Annotated in this window: 16 protein-coding genes and 2 pseudogenes; 8 read left to right on the forward strand and 10 right to left on the reverse strand. The window is 71.6% G+C overall.

What is annotated here, in order from left to right; translation table 11 throughout:
* Positions 1 to 7 precede the first annotated feature (7 nt).
* The 3 genes from ACFZBB_RS07950 to ACFZBB_RS07960 all read right to left on the reverse strand — a co-directional run bounded on the left by ACFZBB_RS07950 (position 8) and on the right by ACFZBB_RS07960 (position 3,453).
* The gene (locus ACFZBB_RS07950) at positions 8 to 1,723 is read right to left on the reverse strand and encodes an ABC transporter transmembrane domain-containing protein (RefSeq protein ID WP_391118947.1); all 1,716 of its coding nucleotides are present in this window, start codon (positions 1,721 to 1,723) and stop codon (positions 8 to 10) included.
* Between the two features lie 40 nt (positions 1,724 to 1,763).
* A complete protein-coding gene (locus tag ACFZBB_RS07955; protein WP_391118950.1) occupies positions 1,764 to 2,663 on the reverse strand; it encodes a response regulator in 900 nt (299 codons plus the stop codon).
* 130 nt (positions 2,664 to 2,793) lie between these two features.
* Positions 2,794 to 3,453, reverse strand: coding sequence for a TOPRIM nucleotidyl transferase/hydrolase domain-containing protein (locus tag ACFZBB_RS07960; RefSeq protein ID WP_391118952.1), 660 nt, complete (start codon positions 3,451 to 3,453; stop codon positions 2,794 to 2,796).
* A 318-nt stretch (positions 3,454 to 3,771) separates the two neighbouring features.
* Here ACFZBB_RS07960 and ACFZBB_RS07965 point away from each other — a divergent pair, with 318 nt between their 5' ends.
* Together ACFZBB_RS07965 and ACFZBB_RS07970 are read left to right on the forward strand one after the other, a co-directional pair.
* On the forward strand, positions 3,772 to 4,719 hold the full coding sequence (locus ACFZBB_RS07965; protein WP_391118954.1) for an isoaspartyl peptidase/L-asparaginase: 948 nt from the start codon (positions 3,772 to 3,774) through the stop codon (positions 4,717 to 4,719).
* Entirely contained in the window at positions 4,716 to 5,546 is an 831-nt protein-coding gene (locus tag ACFZBB_RS07970; RefSeq protein ID WP_391118956.1) for a M55 family metallopeptidase, read from the forward strand. The genes ACFZBB_RS07965 and ACFZBB_RS07970 overlap by 4 nt, the downstream gene beginning before the upstream one ends.
* A 154-nt stretch (positions 5,547 to 5,700) precedes the next feature.
* On the opposite strand, the gene ACFZBB_RS07975 is transcribed toward ACFZBB_RS07970, so the two are convergent.
* From ACFZBB_RS07975 to ACFZBB_RS07995, 5 genes and pseudogenes are all read right to left on the reverse strand, one after another.
* On the reverse strand, positions 5,701 to 7,500 hold the full coding sequence (locus ACFZBB_RS07975) for a hypothetical protein (protein ID WP_391118958.1): 1,800 nt from the start codon (positions 7,498 to 7,500) through the stop codon (positions 5,701 to 5,703).
* A 271-nt stretch (positions 7,501 to 7,771) separates the two neighbouring features.
* Positions 7,772 to 7,951, reverse strand: coding sequence for a hypothetical protein (locus ACFZBB_RS07980; RefSeq protein WP_391118960.1), 180 nt, complete (start codon positions 7,949 to 7,951; stop codon positions 7,772 to 7,774).
* Positions 7,952 to 8,048: 97 nt separating this feature from the next.
* Complete coding sequence (locus ACFZBB_RS07985) at positions 8,049 to 9,584, reverse strand: carotenoid oxygenase family protein (protein WP_391118962.1); 1,536 nt, start codon at positions 9,582 to 9,584, stop codon at positions 8,049 to 8,051.
* Positions 9,585 to 9,821: 237 nt separating this feature from the next.
* Positions 9,822 to 13,733 carry a GH92 family glycosyl hydrolase gene (locus tag ACFZBB_RS07990; protein WP_391118964.1) on the reverse strand — a complete coding sequence of 1,304 codons (3,912 nt, stop codon included), beginning with the start codon at positions 13,731 to 13,733 and terminating at the stop codon, positions 9,822 to 9,824.
* Between the two features lie 1,091 nt (positions 13,734 to 14,824).
* Positions 14,825 to 17,155 (reverse strand): annotated as a pseudogene (locus tag ACFZBB_RS07995) (GH92 family glycosyl hydrolase); the annotation flags it as partial.
* A gap of 485 nt (positions 17,156 to 17,640) precedes the next feature.
* Here ACFZBB_RS07995 and ACFZBB_RS08000 point away from each other — a divergent pair.
* A complete protein-coding gene (locus tag ACFZBB_RS08000; protein ID WP_391118966.1) occupies positions 17,641 to 18,189 on the forward strand; it encodes a DUF1062 domain-containing protein in 549 nt (182 codons plus the stop codon).
* 95 nt (positions 18,190 to 18,284) lie between these two features.
* Here the strand turns inward: ACFZBB_RS08000 and ACFZBB_RS08005 are convergent, their stop codons facing one another.
* Positions 18,285 to 18,476, reverse strand: coding sequence for a hypothetical protein (locus tag ACFZBB_RS08005; RefSeq protein ID WP_391118968.1), 192 nt, complete (start codon positions 18,474 to 18,476; stop codon positions 18,285 to 18,287).
* Positions 18,477 to 18,564: 88 nt separating this feature from the next.
* Here ACFZBB_RS08005 and ACFZBB_RS08010 point away from each other — a divergent pair, with 88 nt between their 5' ends.
* Genes ACFZBB_RS08010 through ACFZBB_RS08020 form a run of 3 tightly spaced genes read left to right on the forward strand, consistent with a single transcriptional unit; the run spans position 18,565 to position 20,064 of the window.
* A complete protein-coding gene (locus tag ACFZBB_RS08010) occupies positions 18,565 to 18,753 on the forward strand; it encodes a CopG family transcriptional regulator (protein WP_391118970.1) in 189 nt (62 codons plus the stop codon).
* A gap of 1 nt (position 18,754) precedes the next feature.
* Complete coding sequence (locus ACFZBB_RS08015; RefSeq protein ID WP_391118972.1) at positions 18,755 to 19,102, forward strand: VOC family protein; 348 nt, start codon at positions 18,755 to 18,757, stop codon at positions 19,100 to 19,102.
* A 59-nt stretch (positions 19,103 to 19,161) separates the two neighbouring features.
* Positions 19,162 to 20,064 (forward strand): SAM-dependent methyltransferase, encoded by a 903-nt coding sequence (locus ACFZBB_RS08020; RefSeq protein WP_391118974.1) that lies wholly within the window; start codon positions 19,162 to 19,164, stop codon positions 20,062 to 20,064.
* Positions 20,065 to 20,073: 9 nt separating this feature from the next.
* On the opposite strand, the pseudogene ACFZBB_RS08025 reads toward ACFZBB_RS08020, so the two are convergent.
* Positions 20,074 to 20,214 (reverse strand): annotated as a pseudogene (locus ACFZBB_RS08025) (transcriptional regulator); the annotation flags it as partial.
* A 280-nt stretch (positions 20,215 to 20,494) separates the two neighbouring features.
* Here ACFZBB_RS08025 and ACFZBB_RS08030 point away from each other — a divergent pair.
* Together ACFZBB_RS08030 and ACFZBB_RS08035 are read left to right on the forward strand one after the other, a co-directional pair.
* A complete protein-coding gene (locus ACFZBB_RS08030; protein WP_391118976.1) occupies positions 20,495 to 22,702 on the forward strand; it encodes a hypothetical protein in 2,208 nt (735 codons plus the stop codon).
* 80 nt (positions 22,703 to 22,782) lie between these two features.
* Positions 22,783 to 25,038: an alpha-L-rhamnosidase C-terminal domain-containing protein gene (locus tag ACFZBB_RS08035; protein ID WP_391118978.1), complete on the forward strand. Its 2,256-nt coding sequence runs from the start codon at positions 22,783 to 22,785 to the stop codon at positions 25,036 to 25,038.
* Positions 25,039 to 25,088 lie beyond the last annotated feature (50 nt).

The raw sequence follows: 25,088 nt of genomic DNA on the forward strand, positions 1-25,088 counted from the left end.
TGCGCGGTCATCGGATCGCCTCTTCCTGTGCGCCGCGCGAGACCAGCGCGCGGTAGCCGGGCTCGGTGTGCAGGAGTTCGTGGTGCGGGCCGACCGCGACCGCGCGCCCTTCGACGAGGTAGACGACCTCGTCGGCGCGGTCGAGCACCAGCGGCGAGGTGGTGGTGACCACCGTCGTCCGGCCGGTGCGCGCGGCGCGCAGCCCGGTGGCCATCGCGGCCTCGGTGTGGGTGTCCACCGCGGAGGTGGGTTCGACGGCCAGCAGCACCTCGGGGTCGGCGCAGACCGCGCGTGCCAGCCGGAGCCGCTGGCGCTGGCCGCCGGAGAGATTGCGGCCGCCCGCGCTGAGGGAGGAGTCGAGGCCCGCGGGCAGCGCGTCCACGATGTCGGTGGCCGCGGCCGTGCGGATCGCGGCGTGCACGGTGGCGTCGTCCGGGTCGGCGCGGCCCGAGACGGCCTCCCGGACGGTGCCGCTGAAGAGCGCGGCATCGTTGTCGGCGACCAGGACGCGCTCGCGTGTCTCGCGCAGCGCGACGGTGTCGAGCCGCAGGCCGCCCCACTCGGCGTCGGAGGCGGCGAAGCGGCCGAGGCGTTCCACGACGGCGGCGGTGTCGGCGGGGCGGGCGGAGGCGAGGGCGGTGAGGACGCCGGGGCGGACGACGACGCCGGAGAGCGGGTCGCGCAGCGCGGCGGGCGACGGCGGGGCGTCCACCGGGTGCGCGCCGTCGGACTGTTCCGGCGTCAGGGCGAGGAAGCCGGTCACGCGGCGGGCGGCGACCAGCGCGCGGGCCACGTCGTTGCCGCCCTCGATGAAGAAGAAGACCGGGACGACGAGCATGGCCGCGTACCCGTACACCGCGACCAGCTCGCCGATGGCGAGCGAGCCGTCGGCCGCCATGCGCGCGGCGAGCCAGGTGACCAGGGCGAGGAAGAGCGCGGGCAGCCCGACGGCGAGCGCGCCGACCCAGCTGGTGACGGAGCCGACCCGGTAGCCCTGGTCGCGCAGCGCCTGCGAGCGGCGGCGGTAGCGGGCCGCGTAGACGTCCTTGCCGCCGAGGCCGTTGAGCACGGGCAGCCCGGTCGCCACGTCGACCAGCAGCGCGGTCAGTTCGCCCTGCTCGTCGCGGTAGCCGGTGCCGACCCGCTGGAGGCGGCGTTGCAGCGGGCCGACGGTGACGGCGACCATCGGCACACCGGCCAGCACCACGAGGGCGAGCAGCGGCGAGATGGACAGCAGCACGGCGGCGACCGCAAGATACGAGACGGCCGCGCCGATTCCGGGCCCGGTGACGGTCAACGACTGGGCGATCACCATGACATCGGCCATCCCGATCGCCACCACCTCGCCCGCGCTCATCCGGTGCGGCAGCGTGGCGCCCAGTTCGGTGGCCCGCCGGACGGTGGCGCGTACGACGCGGAAGGAGGCGTCCATCCGCACCTTGGTCATGGTGCGGTGCCGGGCGATGCCGATGAACGCGTTGAGCGCCCCGACGCCGAACATCGCCGCGGCCCAGCCGAACAGCGCGGTGTGGTCGCGCGGTCGGAGACCGTCGTCGATGGCGCGGGAGAGCAGGTAGGGCGGTACGGCCAGGCCGAGCATCCACACGGTGCCGAGGGTCGCCCCGGCCGCGACCCGGCCGGGCTGGTTTCTGACCAGCCACAGCAGGAAGCGGACAGGGCTTCGGATGTCCCCCGGGGTGGGTGGGGAGAAAGTGTCGGCCATTCCCGCACCCTATGCGGGGGCGCGGGCCGGGTCCGAGCGGTTATTCGCCGGGCGCGGGCAGCGGGGCGGAGGTCTCCAGGAAGAAGGTGTCGATGCGCTGCACGGCCTCAAGGAAATCGTCCAGATTGACCGGCTTCGTCACATACGCGTTGGCGTGCTTCTGGTAGGCGTCGGCGATGTCGTCCGGCGCCGCCGAGGTGGTCAGCACGACCAGCGGAATGGAGCCCAGTTCGTCGTCGTCCCGCAGGACGGCGAGGAATTCGCGGCCGTTCATGCGCGGCATGTTGAGGTCGAGCACGATCAGGTCGGGGCGCTCGTGCTCCGGGTCGCGCAGGTACTCCAGCGCCTCGATGCCGTCGCCGACATGCGAGAGCTGCCGGGTCATACCGCCCTCGGACAGCGCGTCCTCGATGAGCAGGGCGTCCGCGGGGTCGTCCTCGACCAGCAGGACGCTGTATGTGCGGCGCGGGGTGAGGGCGTTCATCGGGTCGCTCCTGATCATGAGGGGCCTCGAGGGGGGATTCGAGGTGAAGACGAGTCCGGGCCAGCGCCGCCGGGCGCCCTGCCGGGTGATGCCCCACGCCTGGCCGAGCCGCGGGTAGTTCGCGCCGAGCCGGACCGCGGCCGCGGCCTCCTGCGCCGCGCACCGGTCGACGGCACGCATCAGATGGGCCAGCACGCGCAGCCGGTTCAGCGGCGCGGCGGCGGGCTCGGGGTCCTGCCCCCACGACGTGTCGCCCGGCGCCAACTCGGCGAATCGCGAGGCCAGTTCACCGACGAGGTCGCGTACGGCGGCGTCGGTCAGGCCGGTCATGGCCCGCTCGACGGAAGCGGTGGGCTCAGCGGCTCGACCGGGTCCCGCGGACTCGAGGGGAGGGGCGGGGACGGCCGCGGACTGCTCCCGGCCGCCTGGTTCGGTGGCCGTCACGGGGATCGGCATGTTCCGCATCCTAGGGAGGAGATCGACATCATGACAACATTGGTTGTCGAGGGGCGCGGGCGCGGAGGGCATGCGGACGCGACGGATTCGCCACCGTATGCGTGGCTTTGTCCGAAGGGGCGGTACGCGGTCAGATGTGCGCGAGCAGCCCGTCCAGCGGGCGCGGGACCTGGTGCGGCTCCAGCGCGTCGACCAGCGCGTGCGCGTACTGCGACTTGCGTCCGCTGTGGGTGCCGATGAAGCGCCGGAGCTGCCGGTCGACCGGGCGCTCGCGCTGCGCGGGCTGCTTCTGGAAGATCCGGAAGGAGCGCGCCTCGCCCAGTTCGGCCGCGACCTCCCGCACCGCGTCGGTGCCCAGGGACCGGATCAGCTCCTCCTCCAGGTCCGCGACGCAGACGTGGAAGCCGAGCGCCTCCATCTGCGGACGGTCCCGGGGCGAGCCGACGCCCGCGCGCTCCAGGGCGCGCAGGAAGTAGCCCTCCTCCGCCTCGTCGCACAGGCCCGCCAGCGCCAGGTCGAGCCCTTCGGGGCCGACCAGGCTCAGGAAGCGTCCGATGCTCATCGCGCCGCCGAGCGGCACGACGACCGTTCCCTCGGCGGCCAGGTCCCGGCCGCGCCGGACCGCGAGCGCCTCGACCGCCGCCTGGTCGCTGGTCCCCTCGACCAGCACCACGGTCTTCACGTGCGTGCCCGCGGCCAGCTCGCGCGCCGCCGCCTCGGCCGCCGCGGCTCCCGTACCGCCCGCGGCCCACTCCACCACCGTCAGGCCGAATCGCGTCATCGTGTCCACGCGGCCCAGTCTCCCCCCGGTGCGCGCCGGGCCCCGCATGGTTTTTCGCGGCGGACGGCGGCCCCGGTCGGAGCGACCGGAGCGGTCCCGGCGCGGCCCCGGTCGGAGCGCAGGCGGAGCGTGGGACCGGGGTCCGCCCAAGGTCCCTTCCCCGGTCCCGGCGAGGCCGGGTACCGCGGCGCGGGCGGCTGGTGCCAGACTGCGCAGACGTCCGGCGCTTCGTATACGCGGGCGCGTATACGCAGGTCGGACGGGCGAAGCGGCGGGAACCCCCACACGACGGGGGCTCCGGCCGGTCAGGCACCGGACAGGAGGAACATGCCCGAAGCGGTGATCATCGGCAGTGAGCGCAGCGAGGTCGGACTGCCGACCGGGATGGACGTGCTGCGGCGCGGCGGCTCGGCGCTGGACGCGGTCGAGGCCGCGATGCGCCGCTGCGAGGACAATCCGGCGGACCATTACGTGGGCACCGCGGGGCTGCCCAACGCACAGGGCGTGGTGGAGCTGGACGCCTCCCTGATGCTGGGCTCCGGACGGCAGTTCGGCGCGGTGGGCGCGCTCAAGGGGTACCCGAACCCGATCTCGGTGGCCCGCGCGGTGCTGGAGAAACTGCCGCAGCACAGTCTGCTGGTCGGCGAGGGCGCCGCGCTGTTCGCGCGGGAGTGCGGCTTCGACACCGCGGACCTGCTGACGGACGCGTCGCGCGAGCAGTGGCGCAAGCAGGTCGCCGACTCCAAGGAGTCGGTGGAGGGCGAGAACACCGCGGCGACCGACGGCGACGCCCGCTACCGGGAGAGCGCGCTCGCGCTGATCCGCCGACTGGCCCCGCACGACGGCCCCTGGGGCACGATCAACATCATCGCGCTGGACGCGTCGGGCGAGATGTGCGTCGGGGTCTCGACCTCCGGCTATCCGTACAAGTACCCCGGCAGGGTCGGCGACTCCGCGCTGCCCGGCGCGGGCAACTGGTGCGATCTGCGCTCCGGTGGCGCCGCCTGCACCGGCCGCGGCGAGCTGAGCATGCGCGGCGGCACAGCCCGTACGATCGTCGACCTGCTGGCGGCGGGGCTCGACCCGTCCGACGCGTGCCGGGACGCGCTCGCCGACGCGGCCACCCTGCCCGACGAGTTCCGCTCCGAGCTGCGCGCGCTGGCCCTGACCCCCGACGGCAGGCACGGCGGCGCGGCCGGACAGGAGGGCAGCGTCTACGCGTTGATGACCGACGCGTCGACCGAGCCCGAATTCCGCCCCCGGACCGTGCTGTGAAGATCTTCGTCTCCTCCGACATGGAGGGTACGGCGGGCGTCGTCGACTGGTCGCAGTGCCGTCCCGGGCAGCCCGAGTACGCGTACTACCGCACGCTGCTCCAGGCGGAGGTCAACGCCTCGATCGAGGGTGCGCAAGCGGGCGGCGCAAGCGCGTTCCTGGTCAACGACTCGCACTCCACGATGGCCAATCTGCGCCCGGACGAACTGGCCGGGCGGGCCCGCTATCTGTCCGGCCGCCACAAGCCGCTGTACATGATGCAGGGCCTGGACTCCTCGTACGACGGGGTCTTCTTCGTCTCGTACCACGGCTCGATGTCGGGCGAGCGGGCCACGCTGTCGCACACGTACAACCCGGCGGCGATCAGCGAGGTGCGGCTCAACGGGGTCGTCGCGGGCGAGAGCGGGATCAACGCGCTGGTCGCGCTCGGGCACGGGGTGCCGGTGCTGCTGGTCACCGGGGACGCGACGACGGCCGCCGAGCTGGAGCCCTTCTGTCCCGGCGCGGTGGGCGCGGTCGTCAAGTCGTCGGTGTCGCGGTTCGCGGCCGACAGCCTGCACCCGGAGGAGGCGCGTGAGGTGATCCGGGACGCCGCCCGCAGGGCGGTCGAGGGGCTGCCGGCGGCAGCCCTGCCGGACATCGCGCTGCCCGCGACTCTGACGGTACGGATGCGCAATCCGGACCTGGCGGAGATGGCGACCTGGATCACGGGCGTCGAGCGGGACCCGACGGACGCGGTGACGGTACGGATGACCGACGAGGACCCGGTGCGGCTCTACCGCACCTTCGTGACCGTCGTCCTGCTGACGCGAGGTATCGCCGAGTGACGACGGCGGGGCCCGGTCGTCCGGGCCCCGCCGTGTCCGCGCGGGTGGCGGGCCGTCACATACCCACGGCCTGCTGGTTCGGAAGCCCGCGCCTCGGAAACTCAGGTCTCGGAAGCCCGCGCATCAGAAGCCCGCGCATCAGAAACCGGGCGCCTCAGAAACTCAGCGCCGAATCGCGCACCACATAGGCGCACTCCGTGTAGATGTAGCCGCTGCGGAGCTTGACCGTGTCGCTGCCGGGCGTCGCGGAGTCGCCAGAACTGGTCGACTTGTGCAGGAAGTACGTGGTGCCGACCGGCAGATTCAGCGTCTTCTTCGGGTAGTTCCTGCCGCTGTTGTTGCACGCCGAGGTCTGCGCCGACGCCTGGCTGGAGTACGTCTTGCAGGCGCCGCAGCCCTTGAGCGTGAAGCTGCCGGTCACCGGTCCGGTGAACAGCACCTCGACCTGGTCGGGGCTGTCGTTGCTGACCGTCACGGAGATGCTGCCGCCGGAGTCCTTGGTCGGCATGCGCTTGCCCGCGGCGGGCACCGTCACGGCGACCTCGGCGGCGATGGCGAGCTTCTTGGCGTACGCGGTGTTCTTGTCGCGCGGGTACTTCTTCACGAAGTCGCGGATCTTGTCCAGCGCGCTGCTGAAGTCGCCGCCCTTGTACTCGTGGACGGCGCAGGTGTAACTGCCCGACTGCACGTAGGTGTCGGCCCGGCGGGCGTCCTTGTCGAAGGCCGCGGCCACGCCCGCGTCCTCGCCCTTGAGGTTGCCCGCGCGCACGCCGAGGGCGCGCACCTTGTCGGTGGCCGCGCACGGGTCCCCGCCGTTCAGGTCCTTGGCCGCCGCGTCGATGGTCGACTTGAAGGCGGGCTCGACCTTCGCGGCCTGCGGCGACTTGGGGTACGTGGAGAGCAGGTCGCTCAGATACCCGTCCTTCGCCTCCGCGCCGCTCTCGTCGGCCAGGTCGGCCGTACCGCACGCGTACAGCGAGGTCGCGAGCCGGTCGTCCGGCCATCCGGTCAGCGTGCCGAGGGCCTTCTTGTCGAAGTGCTCGGGCACGGTCCGCAGGTACTTCAGCGGCTCGATGGCGTCGCAGTACCTCTTCTGCTCGTAGGGCGTGCCGACCGCCGTGTAGTACGTGGTCAGCCGGTCGGGTACGCGCTTGGCGGCGCGCGAGCCGCCGTGGTGGTCGCTGAGGTCGCGGTACGCGGCCAGCGCCGTGGTGTAGTCGGTGCGCGCCTCGTCGAACGGCTTGCTCTTGGCCGCCTGGACGAGCTGGTCGGCGGTGTCGAGACGGTCGAGCAGCATCTTCTGGGTGGCCTCGTCGCGCGCGCTGTCGTAGTAGACGACGCCGCCGACGGGCGCGGCGAGCAGCACGAGGCCGAGCACGATCGCGACGGGCGTCTGCGGCGGCCAGGACAGCGGGGTGCGCAGGCCGCGATAGGCGCCGTGCGCGGCCGCGAGGACGAGGAAGACCGCGTAGGCGACGACGACGACGCCGGACACCCCGTCCGCCGTCGCGGGCAGCGCGACGAAGAGCAGGACGCCGGTCGCGACCAGGCAGGCCGCCGTGGCCGGCCAGCGGCGGGTCAGCGCGTAACCGATGCCGAGGCCGCTGAGATTGAGCAGGCCGACGGCGACGGCCCGCAGCGCGTTCGCCGGGGCGGGCGGCGGCGCCGGTGGTGGGGGCGGGCCGGCCGGGTACCCGGGCGCGTAACCGGACGGATATCCGGACGGGATGCCGGGCGGCGCGGCGGGCTGCCGCGGCAGCCAGACCGGTGGCGCGGGCGGCGGCGGGGGCCCGAAGCCCTCCGGCGCGCCGCCGCTCCCCGGTGTGCCGCTGCCGCTCGGCGTACTACCGGCGCCTGGCGTGCTGTCAACGCCCGGCGCGTCGGCGCCATCCGGTGTCCCGCCGCCGCCCGGCGTACCGCCGGCGCCCGCTCCGTCCCGCTGGTCCCAGGTCATGGCGAATTCCCCCCTGCTCCTGCGCGGACGGGATCACCGCCCGTCGCGCTTCCCCACCCCACCGCGGGCGCGCCCGCGCGTCCGGCCGCTGGAGGACAAGACGCGGGTGCCGACGCGGCAGTTCCCGCTCGGCGCGGGACATGCGCGTACCCGCCCATGCGATATGCGTGCTCTTCTGCGCGTGCGCGCACAGCTCCGCGTGCTGCTGTACGTGCCGCTCCGTGTACGGCCAGTATCGGGGGCCGGGGGCATACGCCACAAGCGAGTTGGATCACACCCCGCGCGGGGTCCCGAGGCCGACGCGGCGCAGCGTCGTGGACGCGAGGGCGACGGCCGCGGCCAGAACACAGACGGCGGCGAAGGCCGCGCCGAGCACGACGGCGGACGCCAGCGTGGGGGCGTAGCCGAGGGCGGCGGTGCCCGCCGCGGTGAGGAGCAGGGCGCAGGACATCACCAGTCCCGCGCGGGGCGGTCCCGACCCGACGGTGAGCAGCAGGGCGGCGCCGCCGCGCCGACGGCCGGGCCGGACCGCGCGCCGCCCTCACCCGTCAGACCGTCGGCACCCAACTCCCGTGCAGGCCGAGCGGAATGGTGGCCGGGAGGTGGATCCTGGCCAGCGGGGCGGCCGTGAAGTCCTGGGCGGACAGGATGACGAGGTCGGCCGCGCCTCGGTCGGGGTTGTGGACGTAGGACAGGACGTAACCGTCGTCCTCGGCCTTGGCGTGCTCGTGCGCGGGGACGAAGACCGGCTCGCTGACGGCCGCGTCCTTCGGGAAGCGGTGCGTCTGGGTGGTGCCGCGCAGCAGGTCGTGCTTGATGAGCGCGTTGCCGAAGTGCGTGTCAGGCGGCACGCCGTCCAGCGTCTCGTACGCCGTCCACATCGCGGCGGCCGTGGCGGCGTAACCGTAGCGGTGGCGGCGCGAGACCAGGCTCTCGCGGATGCGGGGGAACTCCTGCGGGCGGTCGTCGATCCGCTGCGGGCGGGCCCGGCCGCGCTCCAGGTCGATCGTCAGCCGGTCGAGCCGGGGGGTGCCCAGCGCCGAGGGGCCGTCGGCGAGGGTGCCGCGCCCCGCCGCGAAGAACGGCGCGGGGAAGGTGATGAAGTCGACGACCACCGAGTGCCCGTCGTCGTAGGCGTTGAGCGTGTGCGAGTAGTACGAGCCGGGGTCGGCCTCGAACCAGCGGACCCGGCCGCCCCTGCGCGGCATCAGCCCGACCCGCGCCGGGTGCTTGTCGTTCCAGACGTACGGCACGATCGCGCCCGCCTCGGCCGCCGCCGCGTCGAAGGTCACCGGGGTGTCGAAGATGATCACATACCGCTCGGTGAGCGCGAAGTCGTGCATCATCGGGCTGTCCGCGACCGGAATCCTCGTGGTCCGTACGACCTTCCCCGTGTGGTCGATCACCAGGTGCCGCACATGGTCCCAGGTCGGGTAGTACGTGATCGCGTGCAGTTCGTCCGCCCGCTCGTCGTACTTGGTGTGCGCGGTGAACGCCCCGCTGAGCGTGCCGCCGAAGTCGTACGGGCGGACGGTGTTCAGCTCCTCGTCGAGTTCGTACGGCGTCGGGCCGCTCTCCTGGATCGCGAGGACCTTGCCCTTGTACGGGATCACGTGCGTGTTGTTCGCGAAGTCGTCGTCGGGCACGGGGCCGTGGTACGGCTCCCCCAGTTGCGCGGCGACGCCCGCCGACCTGACCCACCGGTTGCGGTACCACTCGGCGCGGCCGTCCCTGAGGCGTACGCCGTGCACCATGCCCTGGCCGAGCATCCAGTGGTGGGTCCGCGGGTCCTCCAGGCCCAGCACATTGGGGCCGTTGCGCAGATAGCGGCCGTCGAGGGCGGCCGGGATGCAGCCGGTCACCGGCAGGTCGAAGGCGGTGACCTCCTCGGTGGCCGGTGCGAAGGCGCCCTTGAGGAAGGGGTAGGGCACGGTGTCGCGGCGCGCGGCGCCGGTCCCGGTCCGCCGCCCGTCCGAGCGGGCCTCGGCGACGCCCGCGCCGCTCAGGGCGACCGCCCCGCCGATCGCCGCCGCCGCGCCCCCGCGCAACATCGTCCTTCGCGTGCACCGCGTGAAATCCGTCATCGGTCCGACTCCCCGTCTCCCGCTCTCCGGTCAGGTCGCCGCGACCGCGGCGCCTTCAACGACCCTCCCGCGCCACGGGGTTCCGGGTCACTGCGGCCCGCGCCCGAACGGGGGTGGGGGCAGCCCCACCGGGACATCCCTGATGCGGGGCCGAAGAACCGGGGCCGGGAACGCGGCCGGGGGCCGCGACATGGTGTCGCGGCCCCCGGTCTCACACGGGTCGTACGGACCTGCGGGTCAGTGCCCGTGGCCTCCCTGCCCCTGCTGTGCCAGCAGTTCGACCTCGGTCAGCGTCGTGGACGCGGCACCGTTGTTGGCGGTCACCACCAGGCGGTACGTGGAGTACGCGCCGGGGTGGGCGATCTGGAACGGCCGGGTCTGGAGGCGGCTGTCGAAGCTCTCGCCGCTCCTGGAGTCCAGCGTGCTCCAGTGCTTGCCGTCGGTGGTGCCCTGGAGCTGCCAGCTCTTCGGGTCCTGGGCCGCGGTGCTGCCGGAGGTCAGGGTGTAGAAACCGGCCTGCTTCTTCGCCGAGCTCCCGGTGAAGGTGTACTGCACCGTCGGGTCGGCGGCGGGGAAGGTCACCCCGGTCTTCGAGGTGTTGTCGAAGAGCGCGGCGACTTCAGTGCCGTCACCGGACGTCGCGGTGCCGAGGTCGGGCCCTGTCAGGTCCGCCAGCGGCTGCGGCGCCTTGCCCGCCGGGGTCAGCGACGCGGGCAGCGCGTCCTTGCCCGTGCCCCACTTGGACGGCTTGGAGCCCATGGTGAAGTCCAGGCGCGCACCGGACGAGAGCTGGCTCTGCGTCAGGTACACCTTGTTCCACGCCTTGCCGTTGACCTTCAGCGACTGCACGTAGATGTTGCTGCTGCTGTTGTTCGGCGCGTTGACGACGATGCTCTTGCCGTTGTCCAGGTGGATCGTCGCCTTGGTGAACAGCGGGGAGCCGATCACGTAGTTGTCGCTGCCGACCTGGAGCGGGTAGAAGCCCAGCGCGCTGAAGATCTGCCAGGTGGCGGTGGCGCCGTTGTCCTCGTCACCGGGGAAGCCCTGGCCGATCGAGCTGCCCGTGAACAGCCGCCGGGTGGCCTCGCGCACGACGGCCTGGGTCTTGGCCGGGTCGCCCGCGTAGTCGTACATGTAGGGGATGGCGAACGACGGCTGGTTGCTCAGGCCGAGTTCACCCATCCGGACGTCGCGGGCCTCCAGCATCTCGTGGATGGTGCCGCCGTAGCCGCCCGCGTCACCGTCGGCGGTCTCCTGGGTGTTGAAGAACGCGTCGAGCTTCTTCTCCAGGCCCTTCTGGCCGCCGTAGAGCGCGGCCAGGCCGTTCGGGTCCTGCGGCACCGTGAAGGCGTAGTTCCAGGCGTTGGTCTCGGTGTACTCGTTGCCCCACTGCTGCGGGTCGTACTGGGCGTCCGGGACGCGCCACGAGCCGTCGGCCTTGCGGCCCTCGAAGAAGCCGACGCCGGTGTTGAACAGGTTGGTGTAGTTCTGCGCGCGGCCCAGGAAGTACGCGGACTCCTCCTGGTAGCGCTGCCGGTCGGCCTTGGAGGTGTGCGGGTCCTTGGCGAGCTTGGCGGCCATGGTGGCGATGCCGTAGTCGTTGATGTACCCGTCCAGCGACCACGAGACGCTGCCGTCGACCGAGGTGTTGGTGTATCCGGTGAACACCGAGGTGTCCAGACCCTTGCGGCCGACACCGCCCGCGGTCGGGAACACGGTGGCGTTCTTGACCGCGGCCTCGTAGGCGGCCTTGGCGTCGAAGTTCTCCACGCCCTTGGCGAAGGCGTCCGCGAAGGCGACGTCGGAGCTGGTGCCGGTCATCAGGTCGGCGTAGCCCGGCGAGGACCAGCGCGAGATCCAGCCGCCGTCCTTGTACTGCTGCACGAAGCCGTCGGCGAGTTCACCCGCGGTCTTCGACTCCAGCAGCGAGTAGGCGGGCCACTCGGTGCGGTAGGTGTCCCAGAAGCCGTTGTTGACGTAGACCTTGCCGTCCACGATCTTCGCGCCGGTCTCGGTGGGCGTGTTGCTGCCGGTGGCCTTGGAGAACGGACTGGCGTACTTGTACACCGGCTTCCCGGCCGTACCGGTGTTCTCGGAACCGGAGTTGGGGTACAGGTTCATCCGGTACAGGTTCGAGTACAGCGTGGTGAGCTGGTCGTCGCTGGCGCCCTGCACCTCGACCTTGCCCAGCTTGGCGTTCCACAGCCGCTCGGCGCTCTTCTTGACGCTGTCGAAGGACGTGCCCTGCGGGATCTCCAGGTCCAGGTTCTTCTTCGCCTGGTCGGCGCTGATGAACGAGGTGGCCAGGCGCATCGTCACGGTCTTGCTCTTGGACGTGTCGAACTGCGCGTAGCCGGTGACGTTGTCGCGGCCCTGTCCGGTGACCTTGGTGGCCGTGCCGGGGGTCCGGTCGAACTCGGCGTGCACGAACATCCGCGTCGCGGCCTCGCCGCCGCCGATGTTGACGTCCGAGAAGCCGTCCAGGGTGCCCTTGGCGGCGTCGAAGGTCAGGCCGCCGTTGTTGTTCACGTTGTCGAAGAGCAGGTCGCCGTTGTCACCGGGGAAGGTGAAGCGGTAGACGGCGGAGTGGTCGGTCGGTGCTATCTCGGCCTTCACGCCGTTCTTGAACGTGACGCCGTAGTAGTGCGGCTGCGCGACCTCGTCCTTGTGGTCGAAGGCCAGCGCCCGCTTGCTCCGGTTCAGGTCCGGGGTGCCGGACACCGCGGAGGGCATCACCTGGAAGGTGTCGCGGTCGCCCATCCACGGGCTGGGCTCGTGGCTGATGCCGAGCGCCTGGAGCGTCGGCAGGTTGTCGGCGTTGTTCTGGGCCGCGTAGCTGTACTCCCAGCTCGTCGAACCCGCGTCGGTGACCGGCGTGAAGAAGTTGAAGCCGTTCGGGACCGCGGTCAGCGGCAGGTTGTTGCCGCGCGAGAAGGAGCCGGAGGCGTTGGTGCCGCGCCGGGTGTCGACGTGCTCGGCGTAGGTCTTGGCGGTGGGCGCCGGGGCGGCGCCGATCGCCAGGTCGTCGATCCAGCCCTTGAACTGGGTGGACGCGCCCGCCTCGGAGCTGCCGGCCGGGTCGTCGTAGCCGAGCAGGACCCGGTCGATCGTCTTGCCCGCGGCGACCTTGCCGATCGCGGAGACGACGGCGTTCCACTGCGAGGCGTAGAGGATCTTGCCCGCGCCCTGGCCCTGCGGGCTGAGCGTCGTGCCGTACTCGTCGAGCGCCGGGGTCCGCAGCTTGCTCAGGTACGTGCCGTCGGTGAAGTGCAGGTCTATGGAGGCGTACGTGCTCGGGTACTTCAGGTCGCCGCCGGTCAGCTCGGGGAATATGTCGTACGAGAGCTGGGTGTTGCGGCTGACCGGGATGCGCACGTCGTAGAGCTTGTTATAGGCGTGCACGGCGCCGGACTTCGTGTGGGTGCCCGAGTACTGGAGCGCCTTCAGGCCGCTGAAGCCGACGCTCGGCTTCACATTGGGCCCGGAGGCGGGGCCCTTGCCGACCTCGGTGGTCATGCCCGCGACGGGCGTCGGCGCCGGGGAGCCGTCGGACAGGATGAGGTCCGCGAGCTGCACGATGTCGCCGCTGTTGTTGGCCGAGACGTTCAGCCGGTAGTAGCGGTGCGGCGCGGGGTCGGCGACGTCGTAGATGTTGGACTTGTACCGGCCGCTGAACTTCACGCCGCTACGGGTGTCCACCGTCGTCCAGGTGCTGCCGTCGTCGGAGCCCTGGAGGGTGAAGTCCTTCGGGTCGCGCTCGGGCGAGTCGTTCGCGGACGTCAGCGCGTACTTCTTGACCGTCACGTCCTCGGACAGCTTGTACTGGAGCCAGCCGGTGTTCGCGAAGGTGAGCCACTTGGTGTTGGCGTCCTCGTCGGCCGCGTTCTTCGCGACCTCGTTCGGCGGATTGTCCGAACTTGCCGTGACCTCGGCGATCTTGTCCTTGACGCTGCCGGCCAGCACCGGGAGGGTGCCGGCGGTCACACCGGAGACCAGGGGGTTGCCCTTGGCGTCGGTCTCGGCGGTGCTGCTCCACGTGGGCTGCGTGTCGCCGGACTCGAAGGAGGTGGTGAAGGCGGGGGCGCCGCCCGACTTGGCCGCGTCCGCGTCCGCGTGCGCCACGGCGGACGCGGGCACGGTCAAGGTCATCGATACCGCACCTGCCAGCAATGTTCTGGTGAGGGTGCGGCGAAGTGGGCCACGTCTCATGGGTGTTGCCTTTCTGCTTGCGGCTCCGGGTTGTGCTCCGGGACGTTCCATTACGGGTGCGGGTGCCGCTGTGGGTACAGGTGCGGGTTCGGATACGGGTTCAGGGGCGTCACTCGTCACGCGTCACGTCCGCTGATCGCGTACAGCGCCAGCCGGGCGTCGTCGGGCAGGGTGAGGGAGACGGCGGTCTTCGCGCTGTCCAGCGGGACCGCGATGTGCCAGATGTCGACCCCGACGCCGTCGGGCGCGCCCTGCTTGTCGTAGCGGGAGTCGGCGTGGATCGCGGCGTCCTCGCCGAGCCGCGGGGCGCCGGCCGCCCAGTCGGTCGCGGTCAGGGTGACGGGCGCGGAAGTGCCGTCCGAGTAGTGCACGGTGGCGGCGCCGGTCACGTCGCCGTGGTGCGCGGTGAGCAGCACGTCGAGCGCGGAGTAGGAGCGCTGCACCAGAGCGACGCTCTGGCCGTGCGCGGTGGCGAAGTTGGCCGCGCCGCCGGTGGTGTCGGGGAAGGTGTAGGCCCGCCCGCCGAGCACGCCGGGGCCCGGCGCCGGGAGCTGTTCCGCGGGGAAGCTGGTCCCGGTGCCGTCGAAGTCGGCGCCGGTCGCGCCCGCCGTGCTGACGCCGTCCACGTCGTACTGCGCGGACAGGTCCTGCGGGCAGAACCCGCTGCCGCCCTGGCAGGTCGAGGTGGCGACCGAGACCGGCACGGTCCTGGTCACCGAGGGCCCGCCGGACTGCGTGACCTTGACGGTGACCTGGTAGGTGCCGTCGGGGGTGCCCGCCGGGGCGGAGATCCGTACCGGCACCACCTTGGTGGTGGGCAGCGTCCCCGAGTCCACGCGGAAGCCGCTCGTGCGCGGGCTCGCGGTGAGCCCGTGCGGCGCGCTGACCGTGACCGTGCCCGAGACCTTGCCGGGGGCGGTGAGGACGGCGGAGACGTCCACATCCGTCCCGGGGCCGCCCGCGAGCACGCCGGGCGCGGCCGGGGAGACCGACACGGCGGTGTGCCGTACGGGCGCCGCCACGTGGTCGGGCGCGGGCGGCCCGTCGTTCTTGCCGGTGCCCCAGCTCGACGGCTTGGCGCCGACGGTGAGCGAGAGGTCCTTGCCCGCCTTGATGTCCCGGGTGCTGATGTACGTGGTCCGCAGGCTCTTGCCGCCGAGCCGCGCGGACTGGATGTACCGGTTGGTGTCGGTGCTGCCCGGCGCGGTGATCGTCATCCTGCCGCTGGGGTAGTAGTGCCGGTCGAGGGTCAGGTCGACCCGGTCGAAGACCGGCGTGGACAGGCCCCACAGGTCGGTGCCCGGCGTCATCGGGTAGATGCCGATCGCCGAGAGCACCTGCCACGACGACATGGTGCCGAGGTCGTCGTTGCCGGTGACGCCGTTCGGCGCGTCCGTGAAGAGGGTCAGCCCGGCGTGCACCACGTCGGTGGTCTTCCACGGCTGCCCGGTGGACAGATACGTGTACGGGGAGCTGAGGTCGGGCTCGTTCTGCGGGTTGTACTTGTCCTGGTTGTAGTACGAGTACGGGCCGTTGACCCAGACATCGCGCGCGGTGCCCGCCGGGTCCTTCACCAACTGGTCGTAGGCGAAGAAGGAGTCGAGCCGCGCGTTGGCGGTCGCGTTGCCGCCGATCAGATCCACTATGCCCGGCACGTCCTGCGGGACGAGCCACATGTACTGCCAGGACGTGCCCTCGTGGAAGCCGACACTGGAGGCGGGGTCCGCCGGGCCGACGAAGGCGCCGTCGGTGTTCCTGGCCCGGAAGAAGCCGGTGCTCGGGTCGAGGATGTTCCGGTAGTTCTGACCTCGCGTCAGATAGCGCCGGGCGTCCGCGGTGTGGCCGAGCGACTGCGCCATCCCGCCCAGGGCGGCGTCGGCGAGCGCGTATTCGAGCGTCGCGGACGGGCCGTGCTGGAAGTCGTTGTCACCGGGCTTGCCGGGCCGCGCCGGGTCGTACGGCACATAGCCGTTCGCCAGGTACTCGACGTCGGCCTGGCGGCCCGCGGACGGCGAAGAGGCGGGCGGCACGGTGTCCGCGTGCTTCTTCAGCGCCCGGTACGCCTCCTCCTCATGGCCCTTGAGCAGTCCCTGCCGGTAGGCGTCCACCAGGAACGGGGTCACCGGGTCGCCGGTCATGATGTTCGTCTCGGCGGTGGCGTACCCCCAGCGCGGGAGCTGTCCACCCTCGTCCGCGACGCGCAGCAGCGACAGCGCCATGTCGCGGGACTCGCTCGGCGCGAGCAGCGACAGCAGTTGCTGCTGGGTGCGGTAGGTGTCCCACAGCGACCAGTTCTGGTAGTACGTGATGCCGCCCGCCGGGTGCACCTTGTTGTCCCAGCCGGTGTAGCGGCCGTCGACGTCGCTGCCGACGTTCGGCGCGAGGAAGGAGCGGTAGAGCGAGGAGTAGAAGGTCCGCTGCTGCTCCTGGCTACCGCCCCGCACCCGGATCTGGCCGAGCCGGTCCTGCCAGGACTGCCGCGCGGCGGCGGCCGTCGTGTCGAAGGTGCCGCGCCCCTCGGCCGCGAGGTTCTTCGCGGCGCCGTCCTGGCTCACCCACGACAGCGAGGTGACCGCGGTGACCTGCTGGTCCTTCGTGGTGTCGAAGCGCGCGTAGGCGCCGCCGAGCCCGGTGGAGGTCGAGGTACGGCTGCCCGCCGTCACGGTCTTGCCGCTCCACGTCCCGTACGACTGGAAGGGCCGGTCGAAGCGGGTCTCGGTGTACACCGTGTACGGCTGGGTGTCCTGGCAGAAGCCGCGGCCGGTGATGGCGGTCAGCACCGTACGGTCGTCGAGCACGGTCACCGTGCTGCTGGTCACCTTGTGCAGCGCCTGGCCGCTGTTGAGCAGCACATTGGCCTGGTCGGTCGCCGGGAAGGTGTAGCGCTGCCAGCCCGTGCGGGTGGTGGCGCTCAGTTCGGCGGTGATGCCGGTGTCGAGTTTGACCTTGTAGTAGCCGGGGGAAGCGGTCTCGTCGGCGTGGCTGAACTTCGCGGCGTAGGCGGCGTCGTCGGTGGCGGTGATCGCACCGGTCGTCGGCAGTACGGGCAGGTCGCCGCCGAGCCCGCAGCCCACACCTGACAGGTGCACGGAGCTGAAGCCGCGGATGTGGTCCTGGTTGTAGTCGTAACCCGTGTTGTGGCCGGTGTCGGGCGAGAGCTGCACCATTCCGAACGGCACGGCGGCGCCGGGGTAGGTGTTCCCGTCGTCCTGCGAGCCGATGAAAGGGTTGACCAGGTGCGTGAGATCGCCGTCGGCGGCGGAACCACCGTCGGCCGACGCGGTCTGCGCGGGCAGCGTCGCCGCTCCCGCGGCGAGCAGCGCGGTGAGCGCCGCCAGCGCCGCGGAGCGCAGACGCGGCATCCGTGGAGTCATTTTGTCCTCTACTCGTTTGACAACGTTGTCAAAGCACGCCTGGGATACGGGTGGTGGGAGGCACGGGGACATGCCAATGAGACGTCAGGAATCTTTACCCGAAGAGCCCCTGGCGTCAATGGCGCAGCACAGGATGATCAAAGGACGGGGTGCATACCCCCACAATGGCGGGTATTTGTCCGTCAAATCCCTTGAATCGGTACCGACTCGACAGGGAGTGCGGTCACCTCGCGGGTATTTCGTACCGAGTTGGGTGAATTCGCGGCGGGGCTGGATGCTTCGGAAGCCGGGCCGCGAAAACCCGTGGAACCGTGCCGCTACGCGCGGTTATCGTGCTGCCGCACCTGTCGCCGCGGCAAAGGAACCCCGTTGTACACCTGTTGAGACACCCCTGGCGCTGATCTGTCGCACGTCGCCCCCGGGCGCCGTGCCCCTTTTCGCTGCGGTTTTTCTCACCGAACAGGTGTTCACTCGTGTCACAAACCTGGGTGGTCGCTCCCACCTGCCCGCCTCTTGTCGTGCGCCGTTGCCACTCGTGCCCGTCCGATCGCTTCCGGGCGAGCGGCAAATTCCGGGTCAACGCGCACCACAAGTCCCTCGACGTCTGGCTCCTCGTCCTGTGCGCAGGATGCGGGGAGACCGCGAAGCTCACGGTCTTCGAGCGGGTCAACGTGCGCTCCCTGCGCCCGGGCCTGCTGGACAGGCTCCACACCAACGACCCCGGACTGACGACCGAACTGCTCCAGCACCCGGCCGTCCTGCACCGCAACAGCGTCGCCCTCGACTGGACCGACGCCTGGCGCCTCGACGTCACCGGCCCCGGTCACGCGGACGACGAGGCCCTGGAGGTGTCCGTGCGCTTCGCAGCGCAGATCCCGCTCCGGCCCGTCCGGCTGATCGCCGACGGGTTCGGCGTCTCACGCGCCGAGGTCAAGCGGCTGATCGACGAAGGGAAGATCGTCTCGGCGCACCGCCTGAGCGGAAAGGCGGGTGGCGACTTCACCTTCCTGCTCAAGCTCTGAACCCTGCTGGGGGCCTGTTCGGCGCGGTCCGCCGGGCAGGCCCTACGGGGCGCCAGAATCCGCCGGACAAGCCTTACGGGTCCGCCGGACAGGCCCTACACCGTACCGAGGCTGCCCACCGCACTGAACAGGTGCGTGGCCGCCGCCGAGCCCAGTTGGACGCTGAGGGTGCCGAGCAGCACCAGCGCCGTCGGCGGGATCGCGCCGAAGCCGCGTCGGGCCCGCGCGGCCGGCGAGAAGCGGAGGTACGGGGCGCGTTCGGTCCTGCCGATGTTCATGGTGGCCACGCGCGGAGTATCGACGATCGGGTGCCGCGCGGCGCGTGGTTTTCCCCCGGAGCTTGACCTAGGGAGCTAGATTGCTAGCATAAGCGACGTGGGCGACGACGACGTCAAGCAGTTCAACGTGTATCTGCCGATAGGGCTGATCAAGCAGGTCAAGCACCGCGCCATCGAGTCGGAGAAGTCGCTGTCGGCGCTGGTCGCCGAGGCGCTGCGCGCGTATCTCGACGAGGCGGCGGAGCCCCGCGACCAGCGGCGGCGAGCGAGTGACAAGGAGAGTTGAGATGACGACGCAGGGCATCGAGGCCGTGTTTCTGGAAACGCACAATTGGGGCAAGACGGCCAAGTTCTTCCAAGGGCTCGGCTACGAGCTGGAGTTCTCGACCGATCACAATTCGGGGCAATTGCGCAACGGCGAAGGACCGTATCTCTTCATCGCCGAGGTCCCGGAGAGCCAGGAGCCGCGGGCGCCGCGGATGGTGCTGACCGTGGCCGACGCGGACGCCTTCGAGGCCGCGCCGGGCGTCGAGGTCGTCACGCCGTTCGAGGAGACCCACTTCGGGACGCGGGAGATGACCGTACGGGACCCGGACGGGCGGCTGTGGAGCCTCCAGGCCCCTGCGAAGAGCTGACCGTCCACACGGGCCGTACACCACACCAGGCGACAGGCAGCACCGACAGGGAGCGCGTCATGAGCGAGCGGCACGATCGATCGACGGCGGGCCGAGCCGTCCCGGAGACCGACGGCGCGGCGGCCGAGCCCGACAGCACCGCCGTACGGGTCGCGCTGTGGCGGGCGGCCCATGTGCTGCACGACCCGCCGCCGCATGTGCTGGAGGACGAGATCGGATTGCGGCTGGCCGACCCCGAGGCGGGGTGGCGGGAGCGCGGGGACATGCACCCCGAGGGCACCAGCCGCTTCCGGGCGGGCGTCGTGGCCCGCGCGCGCTTCGTGGAGGACCTGGTCGTCGAGCGGCTGGACGAGGGCGTCGGTCAGTACGTGTTGCTGGGCGCGGGTCTCGACACCTTCGCGCAGCGCAGGCCGGATCTCGCCGACCGGCTGCGGATCTTCGAGGTCGACCGGCCGGAGCCGCAGGAGTGGAAGCGGCGGCGGCTGACCGAACTCGGCTACGGCGTCGGCGACGGGCTGCGCCTGGTGCCGGTCGACTTCGAGACGACCGGTTCCTGGTGGGATCAACTGAGGACGGCCGGATTCGACGGCGGACGGCCCGCGGTGGTGGCCTCCGCCGGGGTCAGCATGTACCTCACGAAGGAGGCCAACGCCGCCACGCTGCGCGCCCTCGCCTCGCTCGCGCCCGGCTCCACCGTCGTCATGACGTTCATGCCGCCGCTGGACCTGATGGAACCCGACGAGCGCGCCGTCCGCCAGGCCGCGGAGAACGGCGCCCGCGGCTCCGGCACCCCGTTCATCAGCTTCTACGCCCCCGCCGAGATCCTGGCCCTGGCCCGCGCCGCCGGATTCACCGACGCCCGCCACGTCTCGGCCGCCGCCCTCAACGAGCGCTACTTCGCCGGCCGCCCGGACGGCCTGCGCACCTCCAACGGTGAGGAGCTGCTGGTCGCGACGGTCTGACCGGCTCCCTCAGGCCCCCCGCAGGTCCCGCCGCGCGGCGCCGATGACGCGAAGGGCGTCGGCGCCGTACACGGCGGATTCTCGCAGGGTGCGCCAGGTGCGCAGGTACGTTTCTACGCTCACCGCGTCGTCGATCCACAGCTCCGCGTGCAAGGGTATGGCTGGACGAGCCACGGCACTCGATCCGTCTGATCCGCTGAGAGGGCGCTTCTCCCCCCGGGCAAGGACGCCTCCCCCGCCCCCACCGCCTCCCTGGTCACAGCCCCAATGGCCGCTCTGCGGCACGGATCCGCCGCGATCGGCCGGGGCAACTACTCCCCGCACGGGTATGGACGGGCCGCGAAACGCCGACGTAGTGTGCTCGGCGGCCCAGGAAGATCAGTGAGGGTTTCCGCGTCCGCGATCTTGAAACGATTCATCCGGGAGAGACATGCCGCACAGTGAAGTGCAGGGACCGACACGGCGCGTACTCGTCACGACGGGGCTGGCCGCCGCGTTCGTCGCGGCGACGGAGGTGGGCGGGGGCCGGGCCGTCGCCGCGGAACCGGCCGCGGGAGCCGCGCCGCAGGGCGCGTCGGCGGTGCCCGCGGGTGCCTCGGTCCCCGCCTCGCGGCCCGGCGGCAAGGCGCCGTCGGGCAAGTGGGACGCCTTCAACCTCTCCCCCGCCAGCCGTACGGTGCGCCCGGTCGCCGTCTACACGCTCACTGGTGTCGTGCGGCAGCCCGAGGCGCTGGTGACCAAGGGGCGCGGCGCCAAGGCCGTCACCCGGATCACCGGCAAGGGCTCCTCCGTGACCTTCGACTTCGGCAAGGAGGTCGGCGGATTCGTCACTCTCAGCTTCGGGTCGAGCGGTGAAACGAATCAGACGATCGGGCTGACCTACTCCGAACTGTCCAACTTCGTCAGCACGTCGTCCAGCGACGGGTCCAACGGCGGCAGCAACAACGAGCCCGCCGTGCGCTACGCGGTGACGCCCGGCGGCCGGATCAGCACCGACAAGGACACCCCGGTCGCGGGCGCGGGTCCTGCCGCGACCGCGCACCCGACGTCCCAACTGCGCGGCGGCTTCCGCTACTTGACGGTGGTCAACGAGACCTCGGGCTCCGTGGACCTGACCGATGTCTCGGTACGGATCACCTTCGCGCCGAACGCCGCCGACCTGTCGGCGTACCCCAACTACTTCTACTGCGACGACGACATGCTCAACCGGGTCTGGTACGCGGGCGCCTACACCGTGCAGACCAACATCATCGCCGCCGACCAGGGCCGGGTCTGGGGGCCGCCGGACATCGGCTGGGACAACAGCGCGAAGGTCGGCGAGGTGGGCGGCACGGTGCTGGTCGACGGCGCCAAGCGCGACCGTACGGTGTGGCCTGGCGACCTCGGCATCTCCGTACTGACCGACTATGTGTCGCTGGGCGACCTGGTGACCGTGCGCGACTCGCTCCAGACGCTCTACAACCACCAGGACGCCGGCGGCGCGCTCCCGTACGCGGGCCCGGCCGTGAACTTCATCGGCAACTCCGACGCCTACCACCTGTGGACGCTCATCGGCACGGCGAGTTACGTCCAGCTCAGCGGCGACACCGCGTGGGCGCGTACGGCGTACGCCGCGTACAAGAAGGCCGTGACGTACATCGTCGCGAAGATCGACGGTGACGGGCTGCTGAACGTCACCAGCGCGGCGGACTGGGCGCGTTCGGACGCCGACGGCAAGAACCTCGAAGCCAACGCCATCATGTACCGGGCGCTGGTGACCGCGAGCGCGCTCGCCACGACGCTCGGCGACCCGGCCTCGGCGGGCGCGTGGAAGACGAAGGCCGCCGCGCTCAAGTCGGCGGTGGAGAGCGGCGGTTACTGGGACGAGGCCGTGGGCCTGTACCGCGACAAGCCGACCGGCGGCGGTGCCTCGCTGTATCCGCAGGACGGCAACGCGCTGGCCGTGTGGTTCGGCCTGGTGGACTCCGCGGACCGCGCGCGGACCATCAGCGCCTCGCTGGCCTGGCGTTGGACGGCGGTCGGCGCGCTGTCGCCGGAGAAGAGCGGTTCCTCCGTGCACCCGTTCCCCGGGGGCATGGAGGTGCACGCGCACTTCGCCGCCGGGCAGGACGCGACCGCGCTCGACCTGATCCGCCGCGAGTGGGGCTTCATGCTCGACAGCCCCACGGGGACGGCCAGTACGTTCTGGGAGGGCTACCGCACCGACGGCACGTCGGACTACTCCGGTTCCTACATGAGCGCCGCGCACGGCTGGTCGACGGGCCCGACCTCGGCGCTGACCTACCGCTTCCTGGGCATCTCCCCCACCGGCGACGCGGGCGCGGGGCACCGCGTGGAGCCGCACCCCGGCCAACAGCGTTTCGCACAGGGTCAGTTGACCACCTCGAAGGGCGTGATCGGCGCGTCGTGGCAGCAGCGCGGCGGCGGTGAGTTCGACCTGACGGTGAACGCGCCGGGCGGCGCCGTGGACGAGATCGCGGTCCCGGTGACCGACGCGCGCACCTGTGTCGTACGCCTGGACGGCCGCACGGTCTGGCAGGGGTCGGCGCGCCGCGCCGGGGTGACCTTCTCCGGCGGCTACGTGCGGATCGCGGGCGTGGCGGCCGGTACCCGCGAGGTGACCGTGCGCCGCCGCTGACCGCCGCCCGCCCGCGCCCCACAGGGATCGCGCGGGGAACGCACCCGCTTCCGTAGAGGGACACAGAGAGGGAACGACGTATGCCCATTCATGTCCGCAGGAGCCGCGCGGCTGCCGCGGCCGTCGCGGCCGGGACCGTCATGCTGGGCCTGCTGCCCGGCTCGGCCTTCGGCGCCGACGCGCCGAGGACGACCGCGGCGGCGAAGGCGCACGACCCCTGGACGCAGGACCGCTATACCCCGCGCCCCGGCGACTGGCGCCCGTACGTCCTGGCGCCGGCCGGCCACACGGTCGCCCCGGTCCGCGTGCTGTCGGCGACCGCGAGAGGCGGCGCGATCCAGGGCGACCCGAAGGCGGTGCTGGGCAACGGCCGCAGGACCGTGCGGCTGGTCAGCACCGGCGACCGTACCCAATCCCCGCTGCTGGCACTGGACTTCGGCAAGGACGTCGGCGGCCGGATCAGCGTCAAGGTGGCAGGCGCGTCCAAGACACCGCCTCGACTGCACGTGTGCTTCAGCGAGTCGGTGCAGTACGCGGCCACCGCTCCGGGCGACAACAACGGCGAGGCGGCCCAGGCGCCGGGCTGCGACACCGCGAACATCTGGAACGGCTATCCCGGCCAGCCGTACACCTACGACGCCGACAGCCACACCATCACCCTGGACACGGCGAAGCTGCCCGCGACCTTGACGGACACTCAGCTGCGCGGCGGTTTCCGCTACGCGACGCTGTTCCTCGACGGGCCCGGCTGGGTGGACCTCGGCGCGGTGTCCGTGAATTTCGACGCGGCGCCGCGGCAGAAGTCGCCCGCCGCGTACCAGGGCTGGTTCCTGTCCAGCGACGACGAGTTGAACAAGATCTGGTACGCGGGCGCGTACACCGTGCAGCTCGACACCTGGATGTCGGACACGGCAAAGAGCTGGCCGTACGCGACGGGTGAGGGCGATCACGCGGACAGCCAGGTGCCGAACGCCGACCCCGCCAAGGAGGTCATCTTCGACGGCGCCAAGCGGGACCGCATCGTGTGGCAGGGCGACCTGGCGGTGCAGGTCCCGGTCACCTATCTGAGCACCAACGACACGGACGCGGTGGACAATTCGCTGTCCTCGCTGGCCGCGCAGCAGTTGCCGGACGGGTACATGCCCGGCGAGAGCCTGGTGGGGCCGCACAATCGGGACGAGATCCGCACGTACGGCGAGTATGTGACGTGGTTCGTCTACAACCACTACCAGCACTGGCTCTACACCGGGGACCGCGCCTACCTCGACAGGTGGTGGCCCGCGCTGACGAAGGCCACCGCGTGGCTGGAGTCGGTGCGCGCCCAGGACCCGCAGGGGCTGATCGCCTTCGGCGCGGTCAACTCCTGCGGCCACTACGGCTACAGCGACTGCGGGCACGAGACGTATGTGAACGCGCTGTATGTGCGCAATCTCCAGGAGATGGCGGAGCTGGCCACCGCCCGGCACGACAAGGCCGCGTCCGGGGTGTACGCGGACCGCGCGACCGTGGTGAAGAAGGCGGTCAACGACCAGCTCTGGGACCCGGCCGTCGGTGCGTACCGGCTCTCGCGGGAGATCCCCGGCGCCTATCCGCAGGACGCCAACGCGGCGGCGGCGCTCACCGGGGTCGCCGACCAGCGGCGGGCGAGCAGCGCGATGGACTATCTGCGGCGGACGAGTTGGGGTCCCTACGGCGCGCTGACGATGGCGCCGAGCACGCCCAACGCGTCGATCGGGCCGATCTACGAGCCGCTGCCCAGCGGTTTCGAGGCGAGCGCGCGGCTGGGTCTGGCCGACGCGAGCGGCGCGCAGCAGACCGGCGGCCTGGATCTGATCCGTACCTTCTGGGGCTACCAGCTCTCGCAGGACCCGGGCGGGACCTTCTGGGAGAAGGCCAACCTGGCGGGCCAGCCCGCCCTTTCGCAGTTCACCAGCCTCGCGCACGGCTGGGCTTCGGGGCCGACGGTCAGCCTCACCAACCAGGTGCTGGGCATCCGGCCGACCGGCGCGGGCTTCGCCTCGTACGCGGTCGTGCCCACGCCCGGCGACCTCACGTGGGCGCAGGGCAAGGTGCCCACCCCGCACGGCGCGATCAGCGCGTCCTGGCGCGAGAACGGCGGCGGCTTCACGCTGGCCACCGACGCGCCGCGCGGCACCACCGGCAGGCTCGCGGTGCCGACCGGCGGCGCGAAGGTGCGGGTCACCCTGGACGGGCGGACCGTCTGGGACGGCACGCGGGCGGTCGGCGGCGCGCGCGTGAGCAGTGACGGGGTGAACGTGTACGTGGACGCGGTCGGCGCCGGGCACCACACGCTGGTCTCGCACAAGGCGCGCTAGCAGCACGGAAGTTGAGTGACGACGGCCCGCGAGCGGTGGGGAGACCGCCT

The organism is Streptomyces sp. NPDC008139 (assembly GCF_042957025.1).
In the GTDB taxonomy this organism is placed as follows: domain Bacteria; phylum Actinomycetota; class Actinomycetes; order Streptomycetales; family Streptomycetaceae; genus Actinacidiphila.

Bases quoted from the DNA above. Each gene is read 5' to 3' on its own strand.
- ACFZBB_RS07950 (WP_391118947.1), bottom strand. From the start codon at position 1,723: ATGGCCGACACTTTCTCCCCACCCACCCCGGGGGACATCCGAAGCCCT.
- ACFZBB_RS07955 (WP_391118950.1), bottom strand. From the start codon at position 2,663: ATGCCGATCCCCGTGACGGCCACCGAACCAGGCGGCCGGGAGCAGTCC.
- ACFZBB_RS07965 (WP_391118954.1), top strand. From the start codon at position 3,772: ATGCCCGAAGCGGTGATCATCGGCAGTGAGCGCAGCGAGGTCGGACTG.
- ACFZBB_RS07975 (WP_391118958.1), bottom strand. From the start codon at position 7,500: ATGACCTGGGACCAGCGGGACGGAGCGGGCGCCGGCGGTACGCCGGGC.
- ACFZBB_RS07980 (WP_391118960.1), bottom strand. From the start codon at position 7,951: ATGTCCTGCGCCCTGCTCCTCACCGCGGCGGGCACCGCCGCCCTCGGC.
- ACFZBB_RS07985 (WP_391118962.1), bottom strand. From the start codon at position 9,584: ATGACGGATTTCACGCGGTGCACGCGAAGGACGATGTTGCGCGGGGGC.
- ACFZBB_RS07990 (WP_391118964.1), bottom strand. From the start codon at position 13,733: ATGACCTTGACCGTGCCCGCGTCCGCCGTGGCGCACGCGGACGCGGAC.
- ACFZBB_RS08015 (WP_391118972.1), top strand. From the start codon at position 18,755: ATGACGACGCAGGGCATCGAGGCCGTGTTTCTGGAAACGCACAATTGG.
- ACFZBB_RS08020 (WP_391118974.1), top strand. From the start codon at position 19,162: ATGAGCGAGCGGCACGATCGATCGACGGCGGGCCGAGCCGTCCCGGAG.
- ACFZBB_RS08030 (WP_391118976.1), top strand. From the start codon at position 20,495: ATGCCGCACAGTGAAGTGCAGGGACCGACACGGCGCGTACTCGTCACG.
- ACFZBB_RS08035 (WP_391118978.1), top strand. From the start codon at position 22,783: ATGCCCATTCATGTCCGCAGGAGCCGCGCGGCTGCCGCGGCCGTCGCG.